This is a genomic window from Mycobacterium intermedium (assembly GCF_002086275.1).
Lineage (GTDB): Bacteria > Actinomycetota > Actinomycetes > Mycobacteriales > Mycobacteriaceae > Mycobacterium > Mycobacterium intermedium.
Map to the genome: position 1 here is coordinate 1 of NZ_MVHT01000116.1, position 16804 is coordinate 16804.

A 16804-nucleotide genomic window follows, 5' to 3' on the forward strand; every position below is an offset into this window, starting at 1 on the left:
CCCCGCCGCCCCTACAGTGGAGTCATGGCCACGCTCACCGTCGAGCGGCCGTTGCGCAGACCCGCCCGACGGCTCAAGACCTGGACGATGACCCGGGCCCAAGCACGGACTGCACCTAATCGGAAGCGGGCTTTAGATGCCGGACTACGAAATTCTGATCGTCGGTGCCGGATTCTCCGGAATCGGCTCGGCAATAAAGCTGGACCAAGCGGGATTCCACGACTACCTGGTGATCGAGGCGGGCGACGGTGTCGGTGGCACCTGGCATTGGAACACCTACCCCGGTATCGCCGTGGACATTCCGTCGTTCTCCTACCAGTTCTCCTTTGAGCAGAGCTCGGAGTGGTCGCGCACCTACGCACCTGGGCACGAACTCAAGGCGTACGCCGACCACTGCGTCGACAAGTACGGCATCCGGTCCCGAATTCGGTTCAACACCAAGGTGATCTCGGCCGAATTCGACGACGCACACAACATTTGGCGAGTACAGACGGAGCCGGGCGGCGAAGTCACGGCCCGGTTCCTGATCAGCGCCAGCGGCGTGCTCACCGTGCCGAACCTGCCCGACATCGACGGCGTCGACTCCTTTGACGGCATCACCATGCACACCGCCCGCTGGGACCACAGCCAGGACCTAACCGGCAAGCGGGTCGCCATCATCGGCACGGGCGCGTCGGCAGTGCAGGTCATTCCCGAGATCGCACCGAAAGTGGCCCAGCTGACGGTGTTTCAACGCACCCCGATCTGGTGCTTCCCCAAGCTCGACCTTCCGCTCCCCGCCGCGGCCCGCTTGGCAATGCGCATTCCCGGCGGCAAGGTCATTCAGCGGCTGCTCAGCCAGGCGTTCGTGGAACTGACCTTCCCCCTTGCGGCGCAATACTTCACCGTCTTTCCGCTGGCCAAGAACATGGGTGCGGCCGGCCGCAGGTACCTGCGCGAGCAGGTCAAGGATCCGGAGGTGCGGGCCAAGCTCACCCCGCAATACGCCGTGGGCTGTAAGCGACCCGGGTTCCACAATGAATATCTGGCCACGTTCAACCGCGACAACGTTCGGCTCGTCACCGAGCCTATCGACAAGATCACGCCGAGTGCGGTGGTGACCACGGACGGTGAAGACCACGAAATCGACGTGCTGATTCTGGCGACCGGCTTCAAGGTGATGGACACCGATAGCGTCCCAACCTATGCCGTCACCGGCAGTGGCGGCCGGTCCTTGAGCCGGTTCTGGGACGAGAACCGGCTGCAGGCGTACGAGGGTGTCAGCGTTCCGGGATTCCCGAATATGTTCACCGTTTTCGGCCCGTACGGCTACGTCGGGTCGTCGTACTTCGCGCTGATCGAAACTCAGACGCACCACATCGTGCGCTGCCTGAAACGCGCCCGAAAGAAGAGCGCGACCAAAGTCGAGGTGCGCGAGGAGGCCAACGCCCGGTACTTCGCGGAGATGATGCGCAAGCGGCATCGGCAGATTTTCTGGCAGGACAGCTGCCGACTGGCCAACAGCTATTACTTCGACAAGAACGGCGACGTACCCCTGCGCCCCACCACCACGGTCGAAGCCTATTGGCGCAGTCGGCGGTTCGACCTCGAGGACTATCGCTTCACCGCCTGAGCGGGGGCGCTACGCTGCAACGATGGCGAAGGAATTTTCGCGCATCGACGAGTCACTGCGCGAGTTCATCGGCCAGCAGGCCATGTTCTTCGTCGCCACTGCACCGAGCTCAGGCGGTCGGATCAACCTGTCGCCCAAGGGATACCAAGACACCTTCGCGGTGCTCGACGACCACACCGTCGCCTACCTCGACCTGTTCGGCAGCGGTGTCGAAACGATCGCGCATTTGCGGGACAACGGCCGGATCACCATCATGTTCTGCTCGTTCACCCGCAACTCGCGAATACTTCGACTGTTCGGCACCGGCCGCGTCGTTCGTCCCGACGATGCCGAATTCGACCGGATCAGAAGCCATTTCGGCGACCTGCGGTCGGGTCTACGCGCTGCCATTGTCGTCGATGTCGAGCGCATTGCCGACGCCTGCGGATTCGCGGTGCCCTACTACGAACTCGTCGACGAACGACCGGTACTCGAGACCCATCACGTCAAGGCGCCTGAGGAGGCCTACGCCCGCTTGATCGGTCGCAATCAGCACAGCATCGATGGGTTGCCTGGATTGGACCCCGACCACCCGCCACCGCCGCCGGTAGGGGGTTAAGCCGCCAACTAACCCCGCCGAACGCCACGCTGCCGTGACGCTCGGCGGGTTAGGCGGAAGCACGCCGCCGAAAGTCACGCTGACGTGACGCTCGGCGTCGAACGCCACGCTGCCGTGACGCTCGGCGGGTTAGGCGGGAACACCCCGTCGAACGCCACGCTGACGTGACGCTCGGCGGGTTAGGCGGGAACACCCCGTCGAACGCCACGCTGGCGTGACGCTCGGCGGGTTAGGCGGGAACACCCCGTCGAACGCCACGCTGGCGTGACGCTCGGCGAGAAGAGTGCGGCGAGGCTAGATGGCGCGCTTGAGGTCGTCGACCTTGTTCAGCTGCTCCCAGGGCAGTTCGATGTCGGTGCGGCCGAAGTGTCCGTAGGCCGCCGTCGGGGCGTAGATCGGCCGCAGTAGATCCAGGTCGCGGATGATGGCACCGGGACGCAGGTCGAACACCTCGGGCACGATCTTCTCGATCTTGACCGGGTCGACCGTCGCGGTGCCGAACGTCTCGATGAACAATCCCACCGGCGCTGCCTTGCCGATGGCGTAGGCAACCTGCACCTCAACCCGCTCGGCCTGACCGGCCGCAACGATGTTCTTGGCCACCCAGCGCATCGCGTAGGCCGCCGACCGGTCCACCTTCGACGGGTCCTTGCCGGAGAAGGCGCCGCCGCCGTGGCGGGCCCAGCCACCGTAGGTGTCGACGATGATCTTGCGGCCGGTCAGGCCGGCGTCGCCCATCGGTCCGCCCAGGACGAACTTGCCGGTCGGGTTGACCAGCACCCGGGTCGCCGACGCGTCCAGCGTCTCGTGGCCGAGCTCCTTCAGCACGAAGCCGAGCACATGCTCGCGGATGTCGGGGTCCAGCGTCCCTTCCAGGTCGATCCCGTCGGCGTGCTGCGTGGAAACGACCACGGTGTCGAGACGAACCGGGACGTCGTCCTCGTATGCGATGGTGACCTGGGTCTTGCCGTCGGGCCGCAGGTAGGGCAGCACGCCGGTCTTGCGCACCTCGGTCAGTCGCCGTGACAGCCGGTGGGCCAGCGCGATGGGCAGCGGCATCAATTCCGGGGTGTCGTTGATCGCGTAACCGAACATCAAGCCCTGGTCGCCGGCGCCTTGGGAGTCCAGCGGATCGGCCGCGCCCTCAACCCGCGCCTCGTGCGCGGTGTCCACACCCTGGGCGATGTCCGGCGACTGGGCACCGATACCGATGTTCACCCCGCACGACGCCCCGTCGAAGCCCTTTTCCGACGAGTCGTAGCCGATCTCGAGAATGCGCTCGCGGACCGTGTTGGTGATATCGGCGAACACGTTCTTCGCCGAGGTCGTCACCTCGCCCACGACATGGACCTGCCCAGTGGTCACCAGCGTCTCGACCGCGACACGTGAGCGGGGATCCTCCGCCAAAAGCGCGTCGAGGACCGAGTCGCTGATCGCGTCACAGATCTTGTCGGGATGTCCCTCTGTCACCGACTCACTGGTAAACAGCCGACCCTTCTCGCTCACCCTGCATTCCTTCCAGTCAATGTGCCAACTTCGTTGGCGCCTAAATGTTAGTTAGGCGAATTATGGTCTTGTCCCCCAGGTCGCCTGGTCCCTGTCTGGGGCTACGTCTCCGGGGCTACGTCGCCCTGGGACGTTATCAGCTATCGCTGTGCAAGAACGTGGCGATTGCGTCAACGATACGGCTGGCCATCAACGTCTTGGAGCCGTGTTGGAGCGCGGACTCCGTACCGTCCGACGCCAGCAGCCACCCGTCATTGCTGTCTACCTCAAAGGCCCTGCCGTCGCCCACCGCGTTCACGACCAGCAGGTCGCAACCCTTGCGCTGCAGCTTGGCCCGGGCGTGAAAGAGGACGTCGCCGTTGGCGTCGCCGGTCTCGGCGGCAAACCCCACGATGGCCCGCATGTTCGGCAGCTGGCCGTGCGCGCGCGCCTGGACCGCGCCGGCGAGCACATCATCGTTGCGGACAAGCTCGATGGTGGGCGCCGCGGAGTCTCTGGCGCTCTTCTTGATCTTCGCGGTCGCGACCTGCGTGGGCCGGAAGTCGGCCACCGCCGCCGCCATCACCAGCACGTTTACGTCCGGCGCGTGCTTCGACACGGCGTCGCCAAGCTGCTGAGCGGAGCTGACGTGGACCACGTTGACGCCTGCGGGGTCGATGAGGCCGGCAGTGTGGCCCGCGATCAGCGTCACCTCGGCGCCGCGCTGGGCAGCCACTCGAGCGACCGCATAGCCCTGCTTGCCGGAGCTGCGGTTGCCGATGAAACGCACGGGGTCGATCGCCTCGCGGGTGCCGCCGGCGGTCACCAGCACCTTGCAGCCGGCCAGGTCGTAGGGCAGCGCGTCGTGGCGCTCCAACAGCAGGTGAGCCAGGGTGGTGATCTCCTCGGCCTCAGGCAGGCGGCCCGCGCCGCTGTCAGTGCCGGTGAGCCGCCCGGATGCAGGCTCGAGGACAACCGCGCCGCGGCGGCGCAAAGTGGCGACGTTGTCGACGGTGGCCGGGTGCAACCACATCTCGGTGTGCATCGCCGGCGCGAACAGCACCGGACATCGCGCGGTGAGCAGGGTGGCGGTAAGCAGGTCGTCGGCGCGGCCGGCGGCCGCACGGGCAAGCAGGTCGGCTGTGGCCGGAGCGACCACCACCAGGTCGGCCTGCTGACCGAGACGAACGTGCGGTACTTCCGGAACGTCTTCGAAAACGCCGGTGCGCACCGGCGCACCGGACAGCGCTTCGAATGTCGCGGCGCCGACGAAATTCAGCGCGGACTCGGTGGGAATGACGCGGACGTTGTGTCCGGCCTCGGCAAGCTGACGGACGACGGTGCACGCCTTGTAGGCGGCGATTCCTCCGGAGACGCCGACTACGACGTTTTTGGCGACGTTCTTGGCGACGTCCTTGGCAGTCCGCTTGCCCTCCACAGCGCGCCCGGCCCGACCCGTTACTCGCCCTCGGTGTGTTCGAGCAGGTCAGCGTGGATTTCGCGCAGTGCGATCGACAGCGGCTTCTCCTGCAACCCGGGCTCGACCAGGGGGCCCACGTATTCGAGGATGCCCTCACCCAACTGGTTGTAGTAGTCGTTGATCTGCCGAGCCCGCTTGGCCGCGTAGATCACCAGGGCGTACTTGCTCGAGACGCGGTCCAGCAACTCGTCGATGGGTGGGTTGGTGATGCCCAACGGGGTGTCGTAGGCGCCCACTCCACCTGACGAAGGATCGAACTGATCCACCGCAGGGACGGCGGTCAACGACGTGTCGGACGGCGAGTTACTCACTAAAAATTCTCCTGGCAGCGTAGTGCGATGCGAAAAGTCAAGAACTTGATGGGTTTCTAACCAGCAAGGATACCAATTCGGCGCACGCAGACTCTAATCGGCGATTTACCACCACTTGATCGAAGTCGCCTTGAGCTGCCAATTCGATTCGCGCCGTCTCCAGTCGGCGCTGGATGACCTCTGGTGTCTCGGTACCGCGACCGATCAACCGGGCCTCCAAATCCTCCCAGCTGGGCGGTGCGAGGAACACCGTCAGGACCTCAGGCATCGTTTGTTTGATGGCTCTGGCTCCGGCCAGGTCCACCTCGATGAGCACCGGCACACCGGAAGCAGCGGCCTCGCGTACCGGCTGGGCCAGGGTGCCCGAGCGGTGCAATCCACCGTGGATTTCCGCCCACTCCAGCAGTTCGCCCCGGTCAATGAGTTCTTGGAAGCGGGCCGGACTGACGAAGTGGTAGTCGACGCCGTCGATCTCCCCCGGACGCGGCTCTCGCGTCGTGGCCGAGACGCTGAAATGGAGGTTCGGGATCCGCTCACGCAGACACCGGACCACAGTTGATTTCCCGACCGCCGAGGGACCGGACAGCACAACGACTCGTCCTGCGCCCGGTCCCCCGCTGGAGCGCACTTTCGCCCCCAGGTCGGTATCCCCCACAGGCCGTTCGGCCTGCATTACTTCAGCTGCGCCTTAAGCCCGGGGGCCTAGGCGGAGCCGCCGAACTTTTCCAGCAGGGCCTTGCGCTGACGGTCACCAAGACCGCGCAGCCGGCGGGTAGGGGCAATCTCGAGCTCGGTCATGATTTCCTGCGCCTTGACTTTGCCAACCTTCGGCAACGCCTCCAGCAACGCAGACACCTTCATCTTGCCCAGAACTTCGTCGCTCTCGGCGTCCTTGAGCACCTGCGTGAGGTTGGTGCCACCGCGCTTTAGCCGATCTTTGAGCTCTGCTCGTGCTCGACGTGCGGCAGCAGCCTTCTCCAACGCGGCCGCGCGCTGCTCGTCGGTCAATTGGGGAAGGGCCACGATTCCTCCGTCTCTCATCGATAAAAATCGATCTTCATTTGTCTTGGCCGGGTACTCCAGCCAGCGCAGACGACCGTACTCACGGTTCCTGACGAAATCTAACCCGACCCCCCGGTTTGGCGGCCTAGGTGACCGAAAAAGTCCAGCGTGAGCTCTGCGGATGCCCTTCTGGACCGGTCTGCGCGGTCATGCTCAAGCCGACGAGTCGGGGCACCCGTTCCGCGCCCATGGCCCGCGACCGCGGCCGATAACAAGGCCTCTACCAGCAGTTTTGTCTTGCTCGCACGACCACGCGTGACGTTTCGGCGCCCTACCCCGCGGCTGCGGAGCGCGCATCGGCGCGGCCGCGTGCCACGAATCACGCTTTTTCGTCGTGCGTCGCGCGTGTCGTGGCGAGATAGGCGACTGAATCAAGCATCCGCTCTCCGGCCGCACGCAGGGCCGACACGGCCGGTCCGGCGCGCAGGACCTCGCGTGAGACCGCTGGTAGGAGCCACTCCGACGCGGCTCCGCCCAGGCCCGCCAGCGCCTCGGGGCGCCCGCCCTGGACGCCCACGCCGGGGATGAGCACCGGCCCGCCCAAGGCGCTGAGATCGGGTGGTTGTTCGACCGTGGCGCCGACGACCACCCCCAGCGAGCCGGGCTCGGACGTTGTCTTTGTGTTTGCTGCACCCACCTCGTCGACGATCAGCTGAGCCACCGTGCGCCCGTCGTTCCGCGCGCGCTGCACGGTCGAACCCTCCGGGTTGGAGGTGGCGGCAAGCACGAAGACCCCCCGGTCATGTGCCGCGGCGACCTCCAGCAGCGGCCGCAACGAACCGAAGCCGAGGTACGGCGAGGCCGTCACCGCGTCCGCGGCCAGCGGCGAGTCGCCCGCCCACGCCGCGGCGTAGGCCGCCATCGTGGAGCCGATGTCCCCGCGTTTTGCGTCGGCGATCACCAACACGCCGTCGGCGCGCAGCGCGGCGATGGTGCGTTCCAGCACCGCGAACCCGGCGGCGCCGTACGCCTCGAAAAACGCCACCTGGGGTTTGACCGCGGCGAACCCGGCGTAGGCCTGCACGCAGATGTCACAGAAGGCGGCCAGGCCGTCGGCGGTGGTCGGCAGCCCCCAGGCCTGCAGCAACTCGGGATGCGGATCGATACCCAGACACAGCGGCCCGCGACGCGCCCTCGCGTCGAGCAGGCGGGCGCCGAAGCCGGTCACCTGTCGGTGCCGCTTTCGGCTCGCCCTTGGGCGCCGATCGCGCGGTGCAACTCCTGCAGTGACTGCACCCCGATGTCGCCGCGGATTCCGGCCTCGATGCCCTGCACGGCCGCCGAGGCGCCCTGCACGGTGGTGACGCACGGGATGTTGGCCTGTACCGCGGCCGACCGGATCTCATAGCCGTCAATACGCGGCCCGGAATTGCCGTATGGGGTGTTGATCACCATGTCGACCTCGCCGGCCCGGATCGCGTCGACCGCGGACACCGGGGGCCGGCCCGGTTCCGGCGACTGGAAGTGCTTGCGCACCTCGTCACAGGGAATTCCGTTGCGGCGCAGCGTCTCCGCGGTCCCCTCGGTGGCCAGGACGCGGAACCCGAGGTCGGCCAGTCGCTTCACCGGGAAGACCAGCGAGCGCTTGTCGCGGTTGGCGACCGAGACGAACACCGTGCCCTGCGCCGGCAGCGATCCGTAAGCGGCGGTTTGGCTCTTGGCGAAGGCGCTGCCGAAGTCGCGGTCGATTCCCATCACTTCGCCCGTCGACTTCATCTCCGGGCCCAGCAGGGAATCGATGGCGGCCCCGTCGGCGCGCCGGAACCGGTGGAAGGGCAGTACAGCTTCCTTGACGGCGATCGGAGCGTACGGATCCGCGTGGGCGCCGTCCCCGGACTCGGCCAGCATGCCTTCGGCACGCAGTTGAGCAATACTGGCGCCCAGCATGATTCGGGCGCATGCCTTGGCGAGCGGGACGGCGGTTGCCTTGGAGACGAACGGAACGGTGCGGCTGGCCCTCGGGTTGGCTTCCAGGACGTAGAGCACGTCGTCCTTCAGCGCGTACTGCACGTTGAGCAGACCCACCACGCCGATGCCGTGGGCGATGGCCTCGGTGGCCTTGCGCACCTTCTCAATGTCGCTGCGGCCCAACGTCACCGGCGGCAGTGCGCACGCCGAATCACCGGAGTGGACCCCGGCCTCTTCGATGTGCTCCATGATCCCGCCGATGTAGACCTCGGCGCCGTCGCACAGCGCGTCGACGTCGATCTCGACGGCGTCTTCGAGGAAGCGGTCGACGAGCACCGGGTGCTCGGGTGAGAGCTGGGTGGCGCGGGTGATGTAGCCCTCGAGCGTCGCCTCGTCATAGACGATCTCCATGCCGCGGCCGCCCAACACATACGACGGGCGCACCAACACCGGGTAGCCGATGTCGTCGGCGATGCGGCGAGCCTGCGCGAAAGTGGTTGCCATGCCGTATTTCGGCGCGGGCAGTCCCGCGCTGCTCAGCACGTCGCCGAAGGCGCCGCGGTCCTCGGCCAAGTCGATCGCTTCCGGCGAGGTGCCGACGATAGGCACGCCTGCGTCGAAGAGCCGCTGGGCCAACCCCAACGGCGTCTGGCCGCCAAGTTGGACGATGACCCCGACCACCCCGGGCCCGCCGGCGCCAGACTGGTCCTCGGCGTGGAACACCTCGAGGACGTCCTCGAACGTCAGCGGCTCGAAGTACAACCGGTCGGCGGTGTCGTAGTCGGTGGACACCGTTTCCGGGTTGCAGTTGACCATCACGGTCTCGAAACCGGCCTGGCTCAACGTGGTTGCCGCGTGCACGCAGCTGTAGTCGAATTCGATGCCCTGACCGATCCGGTTCGGGCCGGACCCCAGAATCAGCACCTTGGGCTTCTCGGTCTGCGGCGCCACCTCGGTCTCGGCGGCCGGATCGAGTTCATAGCTGCTGTAGTGGTAGGGCGTCTTGGCCTCGAACTCCGCCGCACAGGTGTCCACCGTCTTGTACACAGGGTGGATCCCGAGACGCTCCCGCAGGGACCGCACCCCGGCTTCGCCGGCCAGTTCTGGCCGCAGCGCGGCAATCTGGCGGTCGGACAGTCCGCTGTGCTTGGCGTGGCGCAACAGGTCGGCGTCCAGCACGGGCGCGTCGACGAGTTCGGCGCGCAGGCCCACCAATTCGTCGATCTGCGCGACGAACCAGGGGTCGACGCCGCTGGCATTGGCCACTCGTTCCACCGAGGCGCCCAGGCGCAACGCCAATTCGATGTCGTACAGGCGGCCTTCGGTGGGAGTCTGCAGCCGCTCGAGCACGGCGTCGACGTCGCCGTCGGGATCCGGGCCCGTCCAGAATCCGGCCCGGGTGGTCTCCAGCGAACGCATCACCTTGCCCAAGGCCTCAACGAAGTTGCGGCCCAACGACATTGCTTCTCCGACGGACTTCATCGTGGTGGTCAGCGTCGGGTCGGCGCCCGGGAACTTTTCGAAGGCGAACCGCGGCGCCTTGACCACGACATAGTCCAGGGTGGGCTCGAAACAGGCCGGAGTTTCCTTGGTGATGTCGTTGACGATTTCGTCGAGGGTGTACCCGATGGCCAGTTTGGCGGCGATCTTGGCGATCGGAAAGCCGGTGGCCTTGGAAGCCAGCGCGCTGGACCGCGACACCCGAGGGTTCATCTCGATCACGATGAGCCGGCCGTCCTTCGGGTTGACCGCGAACTGAATGTTGCAGCCCCCGGTGTCCACGCCGACCTCGCGCAGGATCGCGATGCCCATGTCGCGCATCTTCTGGTATTCCCGGTCGGTCAGCGTCATGGCCGGCGCAACCGTGACCGAGTCGCCGGTGTGCACGCCCATCGGATCGACATTCTCGATCGAGCACACCACCACCACGTTGTCGTGGCCGTCGCGCATCAGCTCGAGCTCGAATTCCTTCCAGCCGTAAATCGATTCCTCGATCAGCACGTTGGCGCTGGGGCTGGCGGCCAGTCCCGCGCCGGCCATCCGCCCCACCTCTTCGGCGGAGTTGGCCAAACCCGAACCCAGCCCGCCCATGGTGAAACTCGGCCGCACCACCACGGGCAGACCGAGTTCCTCGACCGTCTCGCGAACCTCGTCCATGGTGAAACACACTCGGCTGCGCGCGGATTCGCCGCCCACCTTGGCGACGATGTCTTTGAACCGTTGCCGGTCCTCGCCGCGCTGGATGGCGTCGAAGTCCGCGCCGATCAGCTCCACCCCGTAGCGTTCCAGCACCCCGCTCTCGTACAGCGCCACCGCGGTGTTGAGCGCGGTCTGCCCGCCCAGGGTGGCCAGTAGGGCGTCAATCCTGTTGCCGCGCTCGGCCTGTTGGGCGATCACCCGCTCCACGAACGCCGGGGTGATCGGCTCCACGTAGGTGTAGTCGGCGTACTCCGGGTCGGTCATGATGGTGGCCGGGTTGGAGTTGACCAGGCTGACCGTCAGCCCCTCCGCGCGCAGCACCCGGCATGCCTGGGTGCCCGAGTAGTCGAACTCGCAGGCCTGGCCGATGACGATCGGCCCGGATCCGATCACCAGGACGTGGTTGATATCAGTCCGCCGCGGCACTAGTTGGCCCCTTCATTCCGGGCGCGAGTGTGCGCAGTTGTACACCGGTTACGGCGTGTCGCCGTGCCAACACGCACGCTCGCGGTCATTGGTGGCCTTCCATGAGGTCGATGAACTGGTCGAACAGGTACTCCGCATCGTGCGGGCCCGCGGCGGCTTCGGGGTGGTATTGCACCGAAAAGGCCCGCCCGTCGGTGAGTTTCACGCCCTCGACCACTCCGTCATTGGCGCAGGTGTGGCTGACGACGGCCGCACCGAACGGTGTGTCGAAGGTCTGACCCGCCTCGCCTTCCAGCGCGAAGCCGTGGTTCTGCGCGGTCACCGCGACCCGTCCGGTGGCGTGGTCGATGACCGGGATGTTGATCCCGCGGTGGCCGAACACCAGCTTGTAGGTGGACAAACCCAGGGCGCGGCCCAGGATTTGGTTGCCGAAGCAGATCCCGAACAGCGGTATCCCGGCGCTCAGCACCTCTTTGGTCACCGCGACGACGTGGTCGGCGGTGGCGGGGTCGCCGGGGCCGTTGGACAGGAATACGCCGTCCGGCTTGATTTCGGCGATCTGATCGAAGGTGGCCGAAGCCGGCAGGACGTGGCTGCGAATGCCGCGCCGGGCGAAGTTGCGCGGCGTGTTGGTCTTGATGCCCAGGTCGAGGGCGGCCACGGTGAACCGGGTCGGCCCGTCGGGGTCGACGATGTAGGTGTCCGGGGTGCTGACCTCGCCGGCCAGGTCGGCGCCCAGCATCGGCTGCTGGGCACGCACCCGCTCGACCAGCTCGTCAGCATCGGCCAGGGCCGCACCCGAGAACACGCCCGCCTTCATCGATCCGCGGCTGCGCAGGTGGCGTACCACGGCCCGGGTGTCGATCCCGGCGATCCCGACGATGTTCTGCCGGATGAGTTCGTCCTCGAGCGTGCTGGTCGCCCGCCAATTGGAGGCGCGCGGCGACGGGTCGCGCACCGCGTAGCCGGCCACCCAGATCTTGTCGCCTCGGCTTTCGGCGTCCTCGTTGTTCCAGCCGGTGTTGCCGATCTGCGGCGCGGTGGCCACCACGATCTGGCGGTGATAGCTGGGATCGGTCAGCGTCTCCTGGTAGCCCGACATCGCCGTGCTGAACACCGCTTCACCGAGTGTCTGCCCGATCTTGCCGAACGGCACCCCGGTGAAGATGCGGCCATCCTCAAGCACCAAAACGGCCTTACTGCTCACGTGCGCGGCTCCTCCTTGCCATTGGGCCGGTCCGTGCCGTCCAGCCAGTTCTCATAGTCGGCGCGGTTGTTCGCGCGGAACCCGGTGTCCATCTCGACCCCCGAAGGCAGCCGCCACCGGATCGCCAACACCCCGACGCGACTGATTACTTTGCCGGCAACGCCGCGCTCCAAACGGATTGCGCTGATCGACTCTTCCGGGATCCAGATGGGGTTGGCGCGGACACGCTCCACCAGGATGCCCTCGGGGTAGCGGGTGAGCACAGCCTTGCTGCGATAGCCCAGGTCGCCCGTGGTGACCCGCTCGTTCCACTCCGGGGCCAGGGTGCAACCGCAATACAAACCTTGGGTGGTCAGGATCGCGGAGCCCAGGGTGTCAGGGATGTCGGGCATGTTGCCCAGAAGTTCCGCCTGCCGCTCACCCCGGCGCCGCCAGCCGCGCATCATCAGCTGGATCACCACCGCGATCGCCACGACCACGATGGCCGCGAAGATCAGCGATCCAACCAGCGTGCCGGTGTTCATGAGCGCCACTCCTCATCGCTGCGCTCTGCATCGTCGCCGGCGCGGTTCATACCGGACTCTTCCCGTCCCGCGCAGTGACTTTCCCACGCAGCAGGGTCGCGGTCACGGCCGCCGGCAAGGTCATCGACTCGTAGGGGGTGTTGTTCGACCGACTCGCCAGCTCCGTTCCGGCGACCGTCCAGGTCGCGGCGGGATCCACCACGGTCAAGTTGGCCGGCTCGCCCACCTCAATCGGCCGGCCTTGATCGGGCAGCCCGACAATGCGCGCCGGATTCTCGCTCATCACCCGTGCGACGTCGCGCCAATTCAGCAGACCGGGTTGCACCATGGTCTGCACGACGACCGACAGAGCGGTCTGCAGACCCAGCATCCCCGGGCGTGCCGCGGAGAACTCGACGCATTTCTCGTGCTCCGCGTGCGGAGCGTGATCGGTGGCCACACAGTCGATTACCCCGTCGGCGAGTGCCTGACGCAGCGCGATCGCGTCGCCGGCTTCGCGCAGCGGCGGATTGACTCGATTGATGCCGTCGTAGGTTTGCAGCCGGCTGTCGTCCAGCAACAGGTGATGCGGGGTCACCTCGGCGGTGATCGAAATGCCTTGATCCTTAGCCCATTTCAGGATCTCCACGGTGCCCGCCGTGGACGCGTGGCAGATGTGCACCCGCGCTCCCGCATCCCGGGCCAGCAGGGCGTCGCGGGCGACGATCGATTCTTCGGCGGCCCTCGGCCATCCGGCCAGCCCCAGGCGGGCGGCCGTCGGTCCCTCGTGGGCGACGGCGCCGACCGTCAGCCGTGGCTCCTCCGCGTGCTGGGCGATCAGCACACCCAGCCCCCTGGCGTATTCCAGGGCCCGGCGCATCACCAACGGGTCGTGCACGCAGATGCCGTCGTCGGAGAACATCCGCACCTGGGCGGCGCCGGCATGCATCATGCCCATCTCGGTCAGCTCGGCTCCGGCCAGCCCGACGGTGACCGCGCCGACGGGGTGGACGTCGACCAGACCGACTTCCTGCCCGCGGCGCCAGACGTGGTCGGTGACCACCGGGCTGTCGGCCACCGGGTTGGTGTTGGCCATCGCGAACACCGCCGTGTACCCGCCGAGAGCCGCTGCGGCCGAACCGGTTTCGATGTCCTCAGCGTATTCGCGGCCGGGCTCGCGCAGGTGGGTGTGCAGGTCGACGAATCCGGGCAGCAGCACCTGGTCGGTGGCGTCGATAACGTCTGCCGTGTCGGGGATTTCAAGATCTGGACCGATCTCGGCGATCTGGCCCTCGTAACCGGGAGCGTCGACCAGGACATCGACCCGCTCCCCTTCACCGTAGAGCCGGACACCACGCAGCAACACGCTCATGCCGCCCCCTCTTTTCCGGCCACCTCGGTGCCCAGCAGGACATGGAACAGCACCGCCATGCGTACATGCACCCCGTTCGAAACCTGTTGCAACACAGCGGATTGTGAGGAATCCGCCACCGAAGACGAAATCTCCATGCCGCGCAGCATGGGCCCCGGGTGCAGCACCACAGCATGCCCGGGCAACAGCGCCTGCCGGCGAGCGGACAGTCCGTAGAGCGTCGAATACTCGCGCACGGACGGGAAGAAGCCGCCGTTCATCCGCTCGGCCTGCACCCGCAACATCAGCACGGCGTCGGCGGCGGGTAGTTCCGCGTCGAAGTCGTTGGAAACCGTTACCGGCCAACCGTCGACGCCCACCGGCAGCAAGGTCGGCGGCGCTACCAGCACCACCTCGGCGCCCAAGGTGTGCAGCAGCATCACGTTGGACCGGGCGACCCGGCTGTGCAGGACGTCGCCGACGATCACGACGCGCCGGCCTTCGATGCCGCCGAGTCGTTGGCGGATGGTCAGCGCGTCCAGCAGCGCCTGGGTGGGATGCTCGTGCGTGCCGTCGCCGGCGTTGATCACCGCAGGCCCGTCGGTGTTTTCCGCGCCCGAGCCGGTCGCGGTCCAGTCGGCGAGCAGATGCGCGGCACCGGACGCCGGATGACGGATGATCAGCGCATCGGCACCGGCCGCCCGCAAGGTCAGCGCGGTGTCACGCAGCGACTCACCCTTGCCCACCGACGATCCTGCCGCGCTGACGTTGATCACGTCCGCGCTCATCCACTTGCCGGCGACCTCGAACGACACTCGGGTGCGGGTCGAGTTCTCGTAGAACATCGTGACGATGGTGCGGCCTCGTAGCGTCGGCAGCTTCTTGACGTCACGTCCCAGCAGGGCCTGCGCGAAGTGGTCGGCGTCGTCGAGGATCGCCGTCGCGTCGTCGCGGGTCAGGTCACCGGCGGCCAGTAGATGCCTCGGGGTCATCGCGAAATCACCACCCCGTCGCGACCATCGTGTTCGGCCAACAGGACATGCACGCTCTCGCTGCGCGACGTCGGCACGTTCTTGCCGACGTAGTCCGCGCGCACCGGCAGTTCGCGATGGCCACGGTCGACGAGCACGGCCAGTTGCACGATCCGCGGGCGGCCCACGTCGCGCAGAGCGTCGAGAGCCGAGCGCACCGAGCGACCGGAGTAGAGCACGTCGTCGACGAGGATGACCAGCGCGTCGTCGATGCCGCCTTCGGGGATCGAGGTCTCCTCGAGCGGCCGAGGCGGCTTGATCATCAGGTCGTCGCGGTACAGGGTGATGTCCAAGGCGCCGTGGCTGACATCGACCCCGCTGAATTCGGCGATGTTGGCCGCCAGGCGTTGGGCCAGGATGACGCCCCGGGTGGGAATGCCCAACAGGACGACGCGGGGCCCGTCGGGGCTGTCCAACGCGGTTTTTTCAATGATCTGATGCGCGATGCGCGAAACAGTGCGGCCCACGTCGGCCGCAGACATCAGCTCCCTGCCGGTGGCAGCATCCACACTGACCTCCTTCTCCGCCTCTCTGGACGGCCCGTTAAAGGATGTCGACTGCCGGGCAGCGTAACACGCCGCCATTCGACGACGCAGGTCGCGCTGAACCGGCGCGTTCGTGACGATCGGCTCTTGACGAACTGCGCCTCAATCGGATCATGCGGTTGGGGCTCACGCGGACTTTTGGGGGTCCGCGCTCGGCTGCAATATCAGCTCCTACCGCGAGGGCGACTCGCAACTTCCGTCGTCCGTTTTACGAACAAGTCCGATCCATTGCACCGATCGTGATTTACTGACACAGTCGTAAATAACGAAATCTCTGGGTGCTCGAACCTGATGTCTGCCAGGCTCGGCCATCGGGGTCGCAGACGAACATTCGTTGCGGCACAAGCGGTTCGAAGACTATAGACCCACGTAATTTACGCTTGCGTCAGAATTGTCGTGTTGCCTTGTGAATCTCTTTTAAACATCGGTAAATTATGCGGTCCTAGGTACCTGCCAGTGGAGTTGTAGCGAGACGGGAGCCGTTTAGTGTCGTCGTTTGTTGTCATAGCGCATGAGGCTCTGGCCGCTGCGACCGCGAATTTGACCGACATCGGTGCGGGCATTAGGGCCGCCGACGCGGCGGCTGCGGGTTCGACGACGTCGTTGGCGGCTGCGGCTGCGGATGAGGTGTCGGCGGCGATTTCACGCTTATTCGCCGGCTACGCCCAGGAGTATCAGGCACTCAGTGCGCAGACGGCACTGTTTCATGCACAGTTTGTGCAGGCGTTGACCTCGGGCGGGTTTCTGTATGCCGCCGCCGAGGCCGCCAATACCTCACCCTTGCTGTCCTTGCAGCACGGCGTTCAGGCTGTGGCCGCGGCAACAGCGGCGGGCGGTCCGGTGGAGCAGTTGACGGGACGTCCGTTGTTCGGCGACGGTACCCACGGCGCGCCCGGGACCGGGCAGGCCGGCGGGCCGGGCGGGTGGCTTTTCGGTAATGGCGGCAATGGTGGGTCCGGGGCTCCCGGCCAGCCTGGCGGAAACGGTGGGTCTGCGTTCCTGTTCGGTAATGGCGAGTTTCAGCCGTTTGGTCCGTCGGTGCCAGGTGTGCCGTCGGGCTGGCCGTTGGTGCCATTCCCGCCATTC

15 protein-coding genes are annotated in these 16804 nt (G+C 66.5%); 3 read left to right on the forward strand and 12 right to left on the reverse strand.

Annotation, left to right across the window (positions count from 1 at the left end; translation table 11 throughout):
- The first annotated feature begins 136 nt into the window (after positions 1-136).
- Together BST27_RS27010 and BST27_RS27015 are read left to right on the forward strand one after the other, a co-directional pair.
- On the forward strand, positions 137-1612 hold the full coding sequence (locus BST27_RS27010) for a flavin-containing monooxygenase (protein WP_069418525.1): 1476 nt from the start codon (positions 137-139) through the stop codon (positions 1610-1612).
- Positions 1613-1634: 22 nt separating this feature from the next.
- A complete protein-coding gene (locus tag BST27_RS27015) occupies positions 1635-2210 on the forward strand; it encodes a pyridoxamine 5'-phosphate oxidase family protein (protein WP_069418526.1) in 576 nt (191 codons plus the stop codon).
- 294 nt (positions 2211-2504) lie between these two features.
- Here the strand turns inward: BST27_RS27015 and metK are convergent, their stop codons facing one another.
- The 12 genes from metK to pyrR all read right to left on the reverse strand — a co-directional run bounded on the left by metK (position 2505) and on the right by pyrR (position 15682).
- Positions 2505-3716, reverse strand: coding sequence for a methionine adenosyltransferase (gene metK, locus BST27_RS27020; protein ID WP_083148711.1), 1212 nt, complete (start codon positions 3714-3716; stop codon positions 2505-2507).
- Positions 3717-3852: 136 nt separating this feature from the next.
- Positions 3853-5133, reverse strand: coding sequence for a bifunctional phosphopantothenoylcysteine decarboxylase/phosphopantothenate--cysteine ligase CoaBC (coaBC, locus tag BST27_RS27025; RefSeq protein WP_069418528.1), 1281 nt, complete (start codon positions 5131-5133; stop codon positions 3853-3855).
- Between the two features lie 20 nt (positions 5134-5153).
- Complete coding sequence (rpoZ, locus tag BST27_RS27030; protein ID WP_069418529.1) at positions 5154-5486, reverse strand: DNA-directed RNA polymerase subunit omega; 333 nt, start codon at positions 5484-5486, stop codon at positions 5154-5156.
- Between the two features lie 37 nt (positions 5487-5523).
- Positions 5524-6159, reverse strand: a complete 636-nt coding sequence (gene gmk, locus BST27_RS27035) for a guanylate kinase (RefSeq protein ID WP_079219578.1) — start codon at positions 6157-6159, stop codon at positions 5524-5526.
- Between the two features lie 29 nt (positions 6160-6188).
- Positions 6189-6509, reverse strand: a complete 321-nt coding sequence (gene mihF / locus BST27_RS27040; protein WP_069418530.1) for an integration host factor, actinobacterial type — start codon at positions 6507-6509, stop codon at positions 6189-6191.
- 358 nt (positions 6510-6867) lie between these two features.
- Complete coding sequence (gene pyrF / locus BST27_RS27045) at positions 6868-7716, reverse strand: orotidine-5'-phosphate decarboxylase (protein WP_069418531.1); 849 nt, start codon at positions 7714-7716, stop codon at positions 6868-6870.
- Positions 7713-11081, reverse strand: a complete 3369-nt coding sequence (gene carB / locus BST27_RS27050; RefSeq protein WP_069418532.1) for a carbamoyl-phosphate synthase large subunit — start codon at positions 11079-11081, stop codon at positions 7713-7715. The genes pyrF and carB overlap by 4 nt, the downstream gene beginning before the upstream one ends.
- A gap of 85 nt (positions 11082-11166) precedes the next feature.
- Positions 11167-12288 (reverse strand): glutamine-hydrolyzing carbamoyl-phosphate synthase small subunit, encoded by a 1122-nt coding sequence (gene carA / locus BST27_RS27055; protein WP_069418533.1) that lies wholly within the window; start codon positions 12286-12288, stop codon positions 11167-11169.
- Positions 12285-12812 carry a PH-like domain-containing protein gene (locus BST27_RS27060; RefSeq protein ID WP_069418534.1) on the reverse strand — a complete coding sequence of 176 codons (528 nt, stop codon included), beginning with the start codon at positions 12810-12812 and terminating at the stop codon, positions 12285-12287. The genes carA and BST27_RS27060 overlap by 4 nt, the downstream gene beginning before the upstream one ends.
- 46 nt (positions 12813-12858) lie before the next feature.
- Entirely contained in the window at positions 12859-14163 is a 1305-nt protein-coding gene (locus tag BST27_RS27065) for a dihydroorotase (RefSeq protein ID WP_069418535.1), read from the reverse strand.
- Positions 14160-15134 carry an aspartate carbamoyltransferase catalytic subunit gene (locus BST27_RS27070; RefSeq protein WP_069418536.1) on the reverse strand — a complete coding sequence of 325 codons (975 nt, stop codon included), beginning with the start codon at positions 15132-15134 and terminating at the stop codon, positions 14160-14162. The genes BST27_RS27065 and BST27_RS27070 overlap by 4 nt, the downstream gene beginning before the upstream one ends.
- A complete protein-coding gene (gene pyrR, locus BST27_RS27075) occupies positions 15131-15682 on the reverse strand; it encodes a bifunctional pyr operon transcriptional regulator/uracil phosphoribosyltransferase PyrR (RefSeq protein WP_263992052.1) in 552 nt (183 codons plus the stop codon). The genes BST27_RS27070 and pyrR overlap by 4 nt, the downstream gene beginning before the upstream one ends.
- Before the next feature lie 522 nt (positions 15683-16204).
- Here pyrR and BST27_RS27080 point away from each other — a divergent pair.
- Positions 16205-16804: PE family protein (locus BST27_RS27080; RefSeq protein ID WP_139805400.1), on the forward strand; the 600-nt coding region annotated here is incomplete at its 3' end.

What these genes read in the sequence shown, in the direction of transcription:
- BST27_RS27010 (WP_069418525.1), top strand. Translation starts at nt 137, where the DNA reads ATGCCGGACTACGAAATTCTGATCGTCGGTGCCGGATTCTCCGGAATC.
- BST27_RS27015 (WP_069418526.1), top strand. Translation starts at nt 1,635, where the DNA reads ATGGCGAAGGAATTTTCGCGCATCGACGAGTCACTGCGCGAGTTCATC.
- gmk (WP_079219578.1), bottom strand. Translation starts at nt 6,159, where the DNA reads ATGCAGGCCGAACGGCCTGTGGGGGATACCGACCTGGGGGCGAAAGTG.
- BST27_RS27060 (WP_069418534.1), bottom strand. Translation starts at nt 12,812, where the DNA reads ATGAACACCGGCACGCTGGTTGGATCGCTGATCTTCGCGGCCATCGTG.
- BST27_RS27065 (WP_069418535.1), bottom strand. Translation starts at nt 14,163, where the DNA reads ATGAGCGTGTTGCTGCGTGGTGTCCGGCTCTACGGTGAAGGGGAGCGG.
- BST27_RS27070 (WP_069418536.1), bottom strand. Translation starts at nt 15,134, where the DNA reads ATGACCCCGAGGCATCTACTGGCCGCCGGTGACCTGACCCGCGACGAC.